At 42.2% G+C, this 15,656-nt stretch carries 10 protein-coding genes; 1 reads left to right on the top strand and 9 read right to left on the bottom strand.

What is annotated here, in order from left to right; translation table 11 throughout:
• Window positions 1-325: 325 nt before the first annotated feature.
• The 8 genes from EJP82_RS27015 to pcrB all read right to left on the bottom strand — a co-directional run bounded on the left by EJP82_RS27015 (window position 326) and on the right by pcrB (window position 12,040).
• Complete coding sequence (locus EJP82_RS27015; RefSeq protein WP_127195182.1) at window positions 326-1,687, bottom strand: ABC transporter substrate-binding protein; 1,362 nt, start codon at window positions 1,685-1,687, stop codon at window positions 326-328.
• Between the two features lie 162 nt (window positions 1,688-1,849).
• Window positions 1,850-2,674: a type 2 periplasmic-binding domain-containing protein gene (locus tag EJP82_RS27010; RefSeq protein ID WP_127195181.1), complete on the bottom strand. Its 825-nt coding sequence runs from the start codon at window positions 2,672-2,674 to the stop codon at window positions 1,850-1,852.
• A gap of 1 nt (window position 2,675) precedes the next feature.
• The gene (locus tag EJP82_RS27005) at window positions 2,676-3,182 is read right to left on the bottom strand and encodes an ABC transporter substrate-binding protein (protein ID WP_425464373.1); all 507 of its coding nucleotides are present in this window, start codon (window positions 3,180-3,182) and stop codon (window positions 2,676-2,678) included.
• A gap of 347 nt (window positions 3,183-3,529) precedes the next feature.
• Window positions 3,530-4,981, bottom strand: coding sequence for an ABC transporter substrate-binding protein (locus EJP82_RS27000; RefSeq protein ID WP_246054452.1), 1,452 nt, complete (start codon window positions 4,979-4,981; stop codon window positions 3,530-3,532).
• A gap of 739 nt (window positions 4,982-5,720) precedes the next feature.
• Entirely contained in the window at window positions 5,721-6,047 is a 327-nt protein-coding gene (locus EJP82_RS26995; protein ID WP_127195178.1) for a hypothetical protein, read from the bottom strand.
• A 366-nt stretch (window positions 6,048-6,413) separates the two neighbouring features.
• Complete coding sequence (ligA, locus tag EJP82_RS26990) at window positions 6,414-8,435, bottom strand: NAD-dependent DNA ligase LigA (RefSeq protein ID WP_127195177.1); 2,022 nt, start codon at window positions 8,433-8,435, stop codon at window positions 6,414-6,416.
• Between the two features lie 79 nt (window positions 8,436-8,514).
• Window positions 8,515-10,836 carry a DNA helicase PcrA gene (gene pcrA, locus EJP82_RS26985; RefSeq protein WP_127195176.1) on the bottom strand — a complete coding sequence of 774 codons (2,322 nt, stop codon included), beginning with the start codon at window positions 10,834-10,836 and terminating at the stop codon, window positions 8,515-8,517.
• A gap of 511 nt (window positions 10,837-11,347) precedes the next feature.
• The gene (gene pcrB / locus EJP82_RS26980) at window positions 11,348-12,040 is read right to left on the bottom strand and encodes a heptaprenylglyceryl phosphate synthase (protein WP_127195175.1); all 693 of its coding nucleotides are present in this window, start codon (window positions 12,038-12,040) and stop codon (window positions 11,348-11,350) included.
• 267 nt (window positions 12,041-12,307) lie between these two features.
• Here pcrB and EJP82_RS26975 point away from each other — a divergent pair, with 267 nt between their 5' ends.
• Window positions 12,308-13,705 (top strand): RNA-guided endonuclease InsQ/TnpB family protein, encoded by a 1,398-nt coding sequence (locus tag EJP82_RS26975; protein ID WP_127195183.1) that lies wholly within the window; start codon window positions 12,308-12,310, stop codon window positions 13,703-13,705.
• A gap of 343 nt (window positions 13,706-14,048) precedes the next feature.
• Here EJP82_RS26975 and EJP82_RS26970 read toward each other — a convergent pair whose 3' ends face one another.
• Window positions 14,049-15,446, bottom strand: a complete 1,398-nt coding sequence (locus tag EJP82_RS26970) for a helix-turn-helix domain-containing protein (protein ID WP_127195174.1) — start codon at window positions 15,444-15,446, stop codon at window positions 14,049-14,051.
• Window positions 15,447-15,656 lie beyond the last annotated feature (210 nt).

Genomic DNA, 15,656 nt, shown 5'->3' with positions numbered 1-15,656 from the left:
AAGTTGGAAAAGCTGATATTGCTCATTTTGAAACTGACGATTCATAAATGAATCTTTTAAAAACATTGACGTGTTTCATTTGTTCAGTTTTCAAAGAACTTGCTTACTATCTTTCGACATGAACTATTTGATATTAGTTTTTGTCGAACAGTTATTGATAATACCAGATGCTTCGTTCTGTGTCAACTTCTTTTTTTAAGCCTGCTAGCCAGTTGACTAGCTGCCGTCCGAAGCGACAAGAAATAATATACCATGCGTGCAACCACATTGCAACTACTTTTTTCAACTTTTTTTACAGAGATACTCCGATAGGCTTTTTTATTAGTTACTCCACGCCATCTTTATTTAGTTCAGCTTCCTTAACCTCTTTGTCCAATGCAACTTGACCTTCCTTTTGAATTGACTTAATAGCTTCATCCAATGACTTCTTGTTCTCTTCAACTAAATTAATCTCCCTATCCATAATCTCATAGAGACTAGTTGGGATCCCCCCCGAACCTGAAACATCAGATAGTATGGGTTTCAACTTATAGAATGCATCCAAACTCACACCGTTAATTTCTTTAACAAAGCCCGTTCGCGACAATAGTGTTCCATTTACTAGTCTGGCTTTAGCCTTGGCGAATTCCTCTCCATTGATATATTTAACAAACTCCCACGCAGCATCAGAATTAGTAGAACTCACAGATATTGAAGTTATTTCACGTAATGAAACATCTCGGGTCATTTCTCGTTCCTTTGGATCTACGGGTCCCGCGACAATCCCCATTTGAAATGGATTCAAGTTTTCAACTGTTTTTTGAGCTTCCTTCATTTGTTGCAGTAGATACGGTCCGCCCGTTGTTATCGCTACACGCCCCATAAAAAATGGACTGCTCACGATAGATCCACCTAATGAGCCGACCGAGGGTTCGTAAAGAGCACCTGACTTTTTAGCATCTAAAGCGATTTGAAACAGATGTTTCCACGGTTTAGTATCCATCGTAACTTTCATGGCACTCTTATTCAGCGGTTTTAAACCTTGAGTTTCAGCGAATATGAATGCAGCAAGATGAGAAACGGATAGAGGCGAATTCCCTATACTGAAACCATATATACGGTTCTCCTCTCCACCATCTGTTGGAAAGAGTCTAGCTAAATCCATGATTTCTTGCCAACTCATCCCGTCATGTGGAAGCTCGATACCGTATTTATTAAATAGATCTACGTTATAATACACTGCAGAAGTCTCGAAATTAGGGCTAAGACCGTAAAGCTTACCCGTACCTTTTTCCTTCAAAATATCCAGTACAGCAGAATATATCCCCTGAGTATCATAATTATCGCGTTGAATAAGAGGATCGATTTCAAGAAGCATCCCTCTAGACGCAAGTCCTTCATATGATGAATTGTCTAGAATAAGCACATCTGGTTGTTCTTTCTCAATAAACTTGTTCATTGCTGTATAGTAATCCTCGGTCCCCGTGTTTAAACGCAACTCTTGCGAACTAACAACCTCAACTTCGATGTTCGGATACTTCATGGCAAACATATCTCCATACTGCATATAAAAAGAGCTTTCACTCCAGTTATACATAATCTTAATCTTCGAGGTTTTCTCCTTTACTTGCTCTACATTTGTACAACCAACTATTAAGAGATACCCCATAACAAACAAAAGTACTTTATGTATGAATTTAACTTTCATTATTAGCACGTCCTTTATTTCATTCTAAAAAAAGAACGAACAACTCAAAAATATAGTTACACTGTGTACCAGTAAAGGATTATTTAGGAATATTACAATAAAAAGAAGGTTAACCCTCACAACTATAAGAGAGATAACCTTCTTTTTTGTATAATAGAACTTCTAGTTTGTTATTGTTACCGTTCCAGAACTGGCTTCCCCTGTGTCTGCTCCTACCTCACCACTATCTTTATCCTCTGCAGGGTTATTCTTCTTAGCTTCTGCGTCCTTTACTGCTTTATCGAGCACCACTTGTCCTTCAGCCTCAATAGTCGCTAGCGCATCACCTATAGATTTTGTCTTATCCTTAACTAAAGCCAACTCTCTATCCACGATCGGCTGATACTGTCCGTAAAACTCGGAAGGAATCTTCTCCATCCCTGAATAGCTATTGCTTGGTGAAGGCTTCAGCTTATAGAACACATCAAGGTTGTGACCATCGTATTCCTTACTGTAACCCATGCGCGACATAAGCTCATTATTCATGCTTCTTGACTTAATCTTGGCATATTCATCACCGTTAATAAACTTCATTAATTCCCATGCAGCATCTGCATTGGGTGAGTTCGCTCGGATCCCAAAAATTTGGCCAAAGTATACATCCCGGGTCGTGTCGGGTTCTGCCGGATTCACTGGACCTGCTACCATTCCAAGCTCAAACGATTTATAGTCTTTCATCGATTCACGAGCTTGTTTTAAAATTTGAAGGTTATCTGGGCGGCCTATTGTCATAGCCATACGTCCCATAACGAACAATTGGCTTTGGTAGTACTCTTCCATGGACCCACCTCTAAACCCACCATCTTTGGGCATGTATATCGCATTAGAATCCAATGCATCGATGGCTAGTTGATATGCCTTCTTCCACGAATCCGTATTGAGCGTGACTTTCATCGTGTCTGGATTGATCGATCTCAAACCTTCAGTACTGGCAATGGAGTCAGCCATATTACTTAANCAAACCTTCAGTACTGGCAATGGAGTCAGCCATATTACTTAATGACATGGACCACTCCATACCGTATCCGTATACCCGAGTCTTCTCATCACCATCCGTTGGGAAACGGCGAGCGGTATCCATAATTTCCTGCCAAGTCATCCCATCATGCGGAAGCTCAACTCCATATTTGTTAAACAAATCTGCATTATAAAAAATAGCGGTTCCGCTAAAAGTAGGTGACAGACCGTATAACTTGCCTCCGCCCTTCTCTTTCAACAAATCCATCAAACCGGGGTAAATGGTCTCTGTAGGATATTTATCACGAGCAATCACTGTATCCAATTCCATCAATTTTCCGTCAGAAGCGAAAGTCTCATAGTTACTAGTATTGAGCATTAATATGTCAGGCTGTTCCTTTTCTACAAGATCCTTAAAAGCCTGAACATAATCGGTGTTCGCAGCACTATAAATCGATTGCTGACTGACCACTTCAATTTCAATTTCAGGATGTTTCATAGCGAACAAGTCACCATACTGTTGATAAAACCAATCTTCACTATAGAACATTACTTTAAGACTAGACTTTTCTTTAACCGTTTCTCTCCCTGGTCCTGCACTACAACCCACCACTAGTAGGCAACTCATAGCAAAAATAGCCGCCTTATGTACGAATTTTATCCTCATCTTAACCTCCGTATCATTTTTCTCCCTAATTTAATAAAGGAACGTATATACAGCATAAAAGTTACAGCAATTTACAATTGGTCTACTCTACTTATTCCCATAGTAAACATGATGGAAAACAAAAAGGTTAACCCTCCATAAATATAAGAGAGTTAACCTTCTTTTTGTATAATAGACTTCTAATTTGTTATTGTTACGGTTCCAGAACTGACTTCCCCTGTATCTGCTCCTACCTCACCACTATCTTTATCCTCGGCAGGGTTATTCTTCTTGGCTTCTGCGTCCTTTACTGCTTTATCGAGCACCACTTGACCTTCAGCCTCAATAGTCGCTAGCGCTTCACTTATAGATTTCGTCTTATCCTTAACTAAAGCCAACTCTCTATCCACGATCGGCTGATACTGTCCGTAAAATTCGGAAGGGATCTTCTCCATTCCTGAGTAGCTATTGCTTGCTGAAGGCTTCAACTTATAGAATGTCTCTAGATTGTGTCCATCATATTCCTTACTATATCCCATACGCGACATAAGCTCATTATTCATGCTTCTTGACTTAATCTTGGCATATTCATCACCGTTAATAAACTTCATAAATTCCCATGCAGCGTCCGCATTGGGTGAGTTCGCCCGGATCGCAAAAATTGAATTAAAAGAAACATCTCTAGTCGTATCTGGTTCTGCTGGATTAACCGGACCAGCTGCCATTCCAAGCTCAAACGATTTATAGTCTTTCAGCGATTCACGAGCTTGTTTGATATTTTGCAGGTTATATGGGCGGCCTATTGTCATAGCCATACGTCCCATAACGAACAATTGGCTTTCGTAATACTCTTCCATTGTCCCACCGCCAAACCCACCATCTTTGGGTACGTAAATCGCACTAGAATCCAACGCATCTATAGCTAGTTGGTACACTTTCTTCCATGAATCCGTATTAAGGGTTATTTTCATCGTGTCTGGATTGATATATCTCAAACCTTCAGTACTAGCAATAGAGTCAGCCATATTACTTACTGACATGGACCACTCCATACCGTATCCGTATACCCGAGTCTTCTCATCACCATCCGTTGGGAAACGGCGAGCGGTATCCATAATTTCCTGCCAAGTCATCCCATCATGCGGAAGTTCAACTCCATATTTGTTAAACAAATCTGCATTATAGAAAATAGCGGTTCCGCTAAAAGAAGGTGATAGGCCGTACAACTTACCCCCACCCTCCTCCTTTAATAGATCCATCAAACCGGGGTAAATCGTCTCTGTAGGATATTTATCACGCGCAATCAATGTATCCAATTCCATTAGTTTTCCATCGGAAGCAAAGGTTCCGTAATTGCTGTTGTCGAGCATTAATATATCCGGCTGTTCCTTTTCCACAAGATCCTTAAAGGCCTGAACATAGTCGGTATTCTGACCATTATAAATCGATTGCTGGCTGACCACTTCAATTTCAACCTCAGGATGTTTCATAGCGAACAAGTCACCATATTGTTGATAAAACCAATCTTCACTATAAAACATAACTTTAAGACTAGATGTTTCTTTAACGGTTTCTTTCCCTGATCCTGCGCTACAACCCACTACCAACAGACAACTCATAGCAAAAAGAGCCGCCTTATGTACGAATTTCATCCTCATCTTAACCCCCAATTATTTTTTTAAATCATTCTCCTAATATAGTAACGTTACTACAACATAATAGTTACAGCAATTTACAAATAAAACATTCTACATTCTAGGTCATCCCATCGAAAGGAAGCTCAACGCCATATTTTTTAAACGAATCAGCACTATAATGGATCATGTTAAATGAAAGAGCCATTCCTTAAGCTTGCAGGTCCCTTTCATTTAACAAATCTACTAATTCAAGATAAATTCTCTCCGTATTGTATTCACGTGCAATCAACGAATTCAGTTTCATCCCTCCCAGAATCGGAGGTTTTTCATTTACTGGTGTCGAGCCAAAAAATATACGGTGGTTCCTTTTCAATAAAATCATTAAATGCTGTATCATACCTTTTATGTAGCGATTAATTCCAATACTGCGAGTAGAAACAATTACTCAAATAAATTTACGATTTTAATCGTAGATTCCCTTTCAACGCTTCTTTATTAGGTTTAAAGTTTCATTCTACCAACAGACCACAAAAAAACATTCTGAAATACCCTTTCGATAAGCTGAATCTGAAAAAGTAAAGAAAATTCTATGTCTAGCAAAAAACTAGTAAATTGATCACTGATAGATATAACTCCTAAAAAAATGACGATCAATTCTCGATTACATATCGAGGAATGACCGCCTTATGCTGTACTTATTAATCCTACTCCAAAATTGCCTATTATAAATAACTATTATGAAATAGCTTTAATACTATATGGAGTTAACATTTATATCATAAATAAGCACAACTGTACCAGCATATTCTACGATCACTGTCGTAATACCAAATCCTACTGCCTTCGCATACCCACTAGACGTCACAGTAACACTACCACCAAGACCAACGTAATAGTAGAACCCCGTCCCTGCTGGAAGTTGCCCTTCCCAAGTACGATTAACTGACATTGGTATTCGTTGTGCATCACGAGTTGTTACATTAGTAGAAATATTACTTTTACTTTCAGACGCTGACACCCCAGTAACCATAACTGTTAACAATAACACCGATGAAAATAACATAGTAAAAATTTTCTTCAAATATACCATCTCCTTAAATGTATTATATTTACAATTTAATAGTACAACTCCTAGTTTTTAAAATCAATGTCCGAATTTCAAAAAAATACTATTATTTAAAATAAATCCACAAAAAAGACACAACAACCAAATAGTTCATTAAATAATAATACTTAAACCTTGATACAACAATTATTATTCAAACGGTAACACTCCGTAATTATATCTTTACACCGAGTTATAAAGGAGTATTACATACTAACTTACTAGTTTGAAACTAATAAAGCTGGCAAGGTTAATTACCCATGCCAGCTATTCTTTAAGAATTTTTTCATTTTCCAGAAAGTTAGGGAACTTCAGTTTAGTCATATGAGGAAACTTAATTTTTTATATATTTTCTCCATCAAGCAATTTAATCCACTCTTCTTCATTCTCCATCACCGGAATACCAAGTTCTCGCGCCTTTGCAAGTTTACTACCCGCTTTCTCACCGGCAATCACAAGGTCCGTCTTCTTCGATACGCTACCTGTGACCTTAGCGCCTAATGCTTCTAAACGCTCCGTCGCCTCTTCACGACTAAGCATCTGTAATGACCCGGTTAGAACAACTGTCTTACCCGAGAAGAAGGAATCTGTTACCGGCGCCTTTGGCTTCTCTGGGGCTTTAGCTTCTACACCAAGATCAAGCATTTTCTGGATACTAGCTACCATGAACGGATCTGCGAAGAAGGACACGATACTCTCAGCGACAATGCCACCGATGTCCGGTAGAACGGTTAGTTCTTCTACAGTCGCCGACATGACTGCACTTAGATCACGGAAATGTTCAGCGAGCACTTTAGTTGTCGATTTACCCGTATTAGGAATGCCGAGAGCGAACAAGAAAGATGCCAAATCTCGTCCTTTGCTCTGCTGAATGGCGTCAAGTAAGTTGTTCGCCTTCTTCTCACCGAATCGCTCTAGCCCGATCAGGTCATCATAAGTCAGCGTATATAGATCCGCTGGTTCACGGACATTCACTTCATCATATAGCTGTTCGGCTGTCTTATCGCTGAACGTCTCGATATCCATTGCATCCCGTGAGGCAAAATGTGTAATCCGGGCCACAGTCTGGGGTTTGCACTCAAGACGGTTGTTGCAGAACAGATGCGCTCCGCGCTGCTCCAACGGAAACCCACAAGAAGGGCAATTTTCCGGAACGATAATTTCCTCGCCATCCTGTTCATCCGTCACCTTACCAAGTATTTCTGGTATGACGTCGTTAGACCGACGAATGAAGACGCGGGAACCGAGCGCAAACTTTAAGTTTTTACGTTCGATATCGCCAGCATTATTCAAAGTACAATTTTGAACGGTAACGCCTGCTAGCTCAACGGCTTCGACTTTGGCGAGTGGGGTTATTTTGCCGGTACGTCCCACATTCCAAGTGACCGACTCTAGCACGGTGGTTGTCTCTTCTGCTTCAAACTTGTATGCTACAGCCCAACGAGGAAACTTATCCGTATAACCAAGTGCTTCACGCGTACGCATATCTGTAATCTTGATAACAGCTCCGTCGATCAGATAATCGAGTGATGCCCTGCTTTCCGAAATAGAATGCAGTTCCTGCATAACCTCATCAAAACTATCAAAATAAGACACATATGGATTTACTTTAAATCGGTTATCTTTTAGAAACTCCATCATTTCACGGTGATCCGCGAACGAAATATCATCGGAATAACCTACGTTATAGAAAAAGGCGTTGAGTTTACGTTCTGCTGTTGTCCGCGGATTCAAATTGCGTAGAGCTCCTGCCGCCGCATTCCGGGCATTCTTGAGCGGTTCAGTAGCCGTCTCATTGTACTTCGCTAGGACGGATAAATTCATAATCCCTTCGCCCTGCACTTCAATCGTTCCCTCGCGGTACGGAATGCTTAATGGGACAGATCTGATTGTCTTCACTTGAGCAAGAATCCCTTCACCTACGACACCATTCCCCCGAGTCGCCGCTTGTACCAACTGTCCATCACTATAGGTCAAATTCAATGTCAGTCCATCAAACTTCAGTTCAACGACATAGGTGGGAGCGGGTAGTGGGGTATCTGGATTTTTGCCATTGTAGTCCGCAATCAATTTCAGAACCCGATTGTTCCAGCTCAAGAGGTGTTCCTCATTCTGCGCTTTGTCGAGACTCCAAAGAGACGATAGATGACGATGTGGTTTGAAACCTTTAAGTAAATCCCCGCCAACTCTGCCTGTAGGTGAATCCGGAAGAATAATCCCTGTCTCCGTCTCAAGTAGGGTCAATTCATCGTACAAAACGTCATATTCCTTGTCACTAACCAACGGCTGATCCAGAGTATAGTAATGATAGTTGTATTGATTTAATTGCTCGACGAGCCGTTCCATTCTCTGATTGACATCCATCTAGGGACAACCCTCCTTATATGTATAGAAACGGAGGGGACCTCCGTTACCGGGGTCTCTTCCGTTTACTTTGTTAGGATTAACCTTCCACCTTGGTAATAGGTGCAAAACCAGCCAATAGACGCTTAACACCCACAGGTGCAGGGAAAGCGATCTGCAGTTCCATATCATTCCCCGTACCTTTAATCGAGACGATCGTACCAATGCCCCATTTACCATGGGATACCTTGTCTCCGGCATTATACTCACCAACAGCTCCGGTCGGTTTAGCAGCTGGAGCCCCCGGCATACCGGTTGTCATTGTTACGCGCCCAGCGGAAGGAGCGGCAGTTCGCTTCGCCGGACTTTCAGCCGAACGTTGACCAAAGTTGCCACCCCCACCGCTTCCAAAACCACGTCCACTATACGCCCCGCCGACACTGGCTCCACGACCATAACGATCGCGTTCCATTTCCGTATCTTCCTTCAATTCATCAGGAATCTCTGCAAGAAAGCGAGATGGGGCATTCGCTGTTGTACGTCCATATAGTGTACGCATTTGTGCGCAGGAGAGGAACAACTTTTCCTCAGCGCGTGTAATCCCAACGTAGGCCAATCGACGTTCCTCTTCAAGCTCCTCATTGTCGAGAAATGCACGGCTATGCGGGAAGACTCCTTCTTCCATACCGACGATAAAGACAACTGGGAATTCCAAACCTTTGGCACTATGCATTGTCATAAGAACAACCGCATCTCCAGGTTTCTCTTCTTCATTATCGTTCATACTATCGATATCGGCGATCAGTGCAAGATCTGTCAAGAAGGACACCAATGATTTATCTTCACTATTCTTCTCGAATTCCATCGTTACAGACAGGAACTCGTCGATATTCTCTAATCTGGAACGAGACTCAAGTGTCTTTTCATTTTGTAGCTCTAGACGGTATTGACTCATCTCTAATATTTTCTCCGTTAATTCGGTTACCGTCAGATACTCCACCATGCGGTGTAATCCCAGAATCATATCGTAAAATTCGACCAGCATATTGCGTGTGCGGCCTGCGAATCCGAGATCATCAACTGTGTGCAACACACGGAAAATGGACGTTCCACGCTCCGCTGCGGCGGCTGCGAGTTTGGCAACTGTTGTATCACCGATGCCTCGTTTCGGTACGTTAATGATCCGCGTCAAGCTGATATCATCATCTGGATTAGATAGAAGCTTCAAATAAGCTAATAGATCTTTGATCTCTTTACGATCATAGAACTTAATCCCGCCAACAATTTGATAAGGAATATCTGATTTGATGAGAATTTCCTCTATAACCCGGGATTGAGCATTCGTACGATACAGAATCGCATGCTCGCTGTACAGCTTCCCTTCTTTGATATCCTTTTGGATTTCTGAAGTAACAAAGTATCCTTCGGCATGTTCCGAATCTGCACGGTACACTTTGATCTTGTCGCCTTCCGCTTTGTCTGTCCACAATTTCTTCGGCTTACGTCCCGTATTACGACGAATCACTTCGTTAGCCGCATTTAGGATCGTCGAAGTAGAGCGATAGTTCTGCTCCAGTAAAATGGTCGTTGCTTCCGGATAATCCCCTTCAAAATTAAGAATATTGCTAATATCAGCTCCACGCCAGCGATAAATGGACTGATCACTGTCCCCTACTACGCAGATACGGTGATGTTTGTCGGCTAACATCTTGCAGAGCATATACTGTGCACGGTTGGTATCCTGATATTCATCGACATGAATGTATTGAAATTTCTTCTGATAGAATTCAAGTACTTCAGGAACGTCTTGGAATAGCTGAATCGTCTTCATGATGAGATCATCAAAATCAAGCGAGTTGTTGCTACGAAGTCTTTTCTGGTACATCGTGTACACTTTGGCTGCAATGCCTTCGAAGTAATCGCCAACTTTCAGCTCAAACTGCTGAGGCGTCGTAAGTTCATTCTTCGCTGAACTGATGATCGCTTGAACTGCTTTGGGCTCAAATTTCTTCGTATCGACGTTAAGATCTTTCATACAACCGCGAATAACCGAAAGCTGATCCGTAGAATCGAGAATAGAGAAGTTCGGGGTAAAGCCGATCCGCTCAATATCCTTCCGCAAAATACGAACGCACATAGAGTGAAACGTGGATACCCAAACGTCTCTCCCTTCGGATCCAATAATTCGGGATACACGCTCCTGCATTTCGCGTGCTGCTTTGTTGGTAAAAGTAATGGCAAGAATCGCCCATGGCGGAGCTTTCCGGGTACTAATTAGGTGAGCAATGCGGTGCGTTAGCACGCGTGTCTTACCACTCCCCGCGCCAGCCATGATGAGCAGCGGGCCTTCCGTTGCCAGGGCAGCCTTACGCTGCTCCGGGTTGAGGCCGTTTATCGCCTCTTGTATATTAACAGGTTGCATAGGTATATGCTCCTTTCAGTATATGTGATTCGATCCCCACTAGAGAACGATCCCCCTAAATCCCCCTTCCGAAGGGGGACCCCAAGGGCTGCTGCCCTTTGGATACCCGCCTGGGTAACGTTGGAGGAACAGAGGCGCTCCTGCTCGCTGTCCCCTGCGGGGATACACTAAGTGTGGTACGAGGCACGCTTTTCTCCCTACGGGCACGTCTTACTTTTGGAGGGCCCGGGTGACCAGGGTAAACATGTTGCTCAAGACTTCTACGATTGATGCACCCGGGGAGTAAGGTACGATGAGCCGCTTATCTCCCTACGGGAACGCTTTACTTTTTGTACTCCTGCTAAGAGAAATGCTATCCCTTTTTTTGGGGGGCGCCGGGTTGGAAAAACTTTATAGAGTAAAGGAGTTGGCTAATTGATACTATGTGCTAGGAATCGCTGTCCCTTTGGGATGCTCTAGATTAAGTGCAGAGATTAGTGTGTGCTTGGAGACGCTGTCCCTTCGGGATACGCTAGCTTCTCTTGACAGCAGACACGGTGGTCAATGCTTGTTCAAGGTTGTTATATATTGCATTGCCTACGACTATGGTGTCGCATACGTCGGCGGCAAGGCGGGCTGTATCAGCATCAATGATACCGCCACCGTAAAAGAGGCGGGGACCATCAAGCTTGCGACGCACGTCGGATACGAGTTCCATGTCGCCGAATGTACCACTGTATTCAAGATAAACGATGGGTAATTGCAACATTTTGTCGGCAACTTGTGCATATGCGGCAGCTTCGAAGGTAGTTAATGAGGCTACGGCTTGTGTTACTTTTGCAGCGGTGCAATCTGGATTAAGAATAATGTATCCTTCAACGATTAGCTTGTCCCAAGGAATAAGATAACCGTATTGTTCAACAGCCTGGACATGATGACCAATGATCCAGTTGGTTTGCTGTGTGTTAAGTACCATAGGTATCATATACAAATCAAAACCAGGTACTACAGCCTCCAAATCGGAAATCTCCAAAACACATGGCACATCAAATTGACGCACTCGTGACAGTAGTTGGTCGGTGTTCTCATAGGTTACCCCGCTGGATCCACCTACCATTATGGCATCCGTATGAGACATACAAATGGCTTGTAGCGCCTCATCACTAAGTTCACGATCTGGGTCCAATTTAAATACATGTTGCCAAGATTGCATCATTTGCTTCAATAATTATTCCCCCAACAGGTCCATTTCCAAGGTTCTTCAACATTAATATCAACAGAAAAAAGATCAGATAATGTCACCAAAGTATAATCTATCAATTTTCTCCGAGAGTACTTCAACTTCTATAAGTGGCGAGGTGAATCGGCGACCTCCTGAATAATTCCACAAGATATTCTTCCCTTCCTAAATCTTAAGAGGTATAATTTAAATGGAACATACATTCGTATTTCGCGACTGGAAGGGGGTGAAGTTTTGTCAGATTCAAATACAATGTACAGAACCCATCAAGTATGGATTAAGCCAGGCCATCGCTTGTTTTCGTACCTCGATCAAGTATGCCAGGATGCCAAGATCCTGTATAACACGACCAACTTTTACATAAGGCAGATCGTTACTGCCTTTGGGAAGAATGAGCCACTTCAGCCGTTGCAACAGCAAGTTCTGGAGACGCTGGCGTCACATATTGACCTCATGAATGAACGACGAAGTGAAAGGAACCGTTCCCTTCCGTTCAAGCTACCATCGCAAGAAAGTCCCTTTATTCATTATAACTTCTTGGACGCTTTGTTCAAGGTGATGAATCAAGTCAATTATAGGGCGCTCCCAACGCAGAGTAGTCAGGGAATCATGAAAGTGGTGTTCCACAATTGGAATGCCTTCTTTGCCAGCATCAAGGACTACCGCCAGCACCCTGAGAAGTACAACGGTAAACCGAATATTCCAGGCTACGCTCGGAACAGGGTGAAGGAAGCCATTTTCTCCAATCAAGATTGTGTGATCAAAGAACGGAAATTTCTCAAGTTTTCAAAGTCCAAACTACAACTGAACATCGGCAAGCTGGGCTATACCGACGGACAACTGAAGCAAGTACGTGTCGTCCCAAGCCATGGACAATATGTGGTCGAATTGATCTTCGCTTATCCGATCGAACAGAAGAAAAAGGTACAAGAACACGTGCTGGCGATTGATCTTGGCGTCAACAATCTTGCAACCATCGTCACGACCACCGAAGCGAAACCGATCGTTGTGAAGGGCAAGATCGTTAAAGCGATCAATCAGTATTACAACAAGATGAAAGCGTACTATACCGGCATTCTTCGTCAGGGTAAGAAACCACGCGAAGGAGCGCATACGTCCAGACGATTAGAACGGCTCCATCTGAAGCGCCACCGTAGGATCAAAGACTTGTTCCACAAGGTAAGTCATTATATCGTTACGTTGGCAGTGGAGCACAACATCGGTACGATTGTTATTGGGCATAACGATGGATGGAAGCAAACACCCGGGATCGGACGGCGAAATAATCAGTCCTTCAGTTATATTCCCCATCAGATGCTCATCGGGATGATCGAGTATAAGGCAAGAGAACAGGGAATTGTCGTTATCCTGACCGAAGAAGCATATACCTCGAAAGCCAGTTTCCTGGATCAAGACCCGTTGCCGAGTTATGGCAAAGAGGGTACATGGACCTTCTCAGGTAAACGGATGTATCGCGGTCTGTATAAGAACACAAAGGGATTGATTCATGCCGATGTCAACGGCGCAGCCAATATTATGCGAAAAGTATTCCCAAACGTATCCGCCAAAGGAGCGAATGGGGTAGAGGGGTTGGATGGTAACCATACCATCAACGTGTCAACTCCACTGGTGTTAAGCATCCTGAAATAAATGGGATGATACATCAGAAACCCCCTCTTCAGCCGAAGCGACAGCATTGGCAAGTGGCGGGAGTATTCATGTTACCACAGTTTCACTGTCAACGTTTTGTTTGAACGCTTAGTATTTATCGTTGGATGTATACGTAAATTCCCACTAATAAATTATAGCACATACGTTCTATTTCGGCTTGATACAGTACAAAAAAAGAACGTTCTCTGATTATCAGAGAACGCTCTACTATTTATTACTAAATGATTAATAACCACCCATGCCATGTTCAAAAGGTTTGATTAACTTATCACCAGGGGCAATTCCAGAAGTTCCTGCTGGAAAGGCGATAATAAATATTATACTAACCGTTGTCAATAACAAAGCCATTTTTTTTATCATTTCGTCTTTGCACCTCGCTAATCAAATTTTGGTACCTCTGTAAAGCTTCGAAGGACGATTTGCTTCTGTTTTGTTCAAACAAACCAACACATCTGATAAGACATGCTTCACTATTTATTATAGAGGATTTTTCCAAACCATCCAGTAAATATTCTATGCCGAGAACATATTCTTTTTTAGCTAAATAATATAACGATAACTCAATAATAAAACGAGCATAACGATCATTTGTAACTTGTGGATTATATATTCCAATTCCTCCATGTTGCCTTCTAAAAAACTCGATATTTCTCTCAAAACGCAGAATTATATCGTCCACATTCCAACAATAGTGATTGGCCGCTTGAAATATCTTATATAAAGCTGGAAGTAGTTCTTCTTCTTCTTCTAATTGTTCAATGTAAGCAATATACTCCTGCAGCACATCTAAATTCCCTTTCATAAGCAAGTAAAGATACCTATTTGCTATAGACCATCCTTCAAATTGACTTATTATCCGCTTCGCTTCCTCAGTATCCTCCTGCACCCAACTCATATCCGCATAAAGAGAAGCATAATATAAAGCCTGATCATAGTCTCCCCGTGCACCATAGGAAGCCGTACATAATACGTTAGAATACGATATATATAAAAACAAGGGCATTGTAGGTTCCTTAGAAAATTCCCTTCTTCTATCTTCACATCTATATTTATATAGAATGGCTGCTTTATGCCCCATTACTTTGGCCATTTCCTCCACTTTATCCATTCGTCGTAAAGAACCATATAAATTCGCCAAATCCTTCAAAGCATCCAGCTGATCCACTTCATCAAGCCGATTTACAAAACTCTCAAATTGGACTGCGGCCTTTAAATTTATCTCCTGATCCTCGCACAGGGCAATTTTAAACAAACGATATTGGCAAAGAGCCAGTCGTTCAGAATGCTGGTACTTTTCGCTTTCAGCTACACTTCCATAGAGAATCGCCGCAGCGGTATGTTTGTCTTGCTTAAATAAAGTTTCTGCTGTTTCGAATAAAACGGGAGCATAGGAGAGATTATCCATCATCATTCCTACCACCTGCTTGATGCAATCCAGCTTGTCCAATTCTGCACAACGAAATATTAGCGGACCTAATCGTCGCCAATTCGGAGCGGATTGATAGAAACACTCATCCACATATAGTTCATAGAAACTACCTTCAGCAAGCCCCATTCCTTCTGTAATGCGATCAAGCTGTTGCACTGCAATAGATCGATTTCCATTAATAATACTACTAATCGTCCCCGAATTTACTCCAGAGACTTCTGCAAACTGGTTAATGGTTATTCCGCTCTTCTTTAGATAGTTCTCCAGTTCAGCACGAATGGTCATCTGCATCAGCGTCAAACCCACCTTCCGCCATACTATCCAATTTTAGTAACTTCATATCATAATATAGGCTAATTCTCCGTCGGTCAATAACAAAGATCCTCATACCTACCTTTTGAGCCCCCAAAAAAAGAACCTGCCATCGGCGAGGCCACTGAAGAACTTGTAGTTTTTCAGAACTGCTAAAGTTAGACTAATAAAAAGACGACCTTTTTTCCC

This window comes from Paenibacillus anaericanus (genome assembly GCF_003994475.1).
GTDB lineage: Bacteria > Bacillota > Bacilli > Paenibacillales > Paenibacillaceae > Fontibacillus > Fontibacillus anaericanus.
The sequence above is the reverse complement of the archived record's forward strand: the minus strand, read 5'-3'. Positions and strand labels throughout refer to the sequence as shown.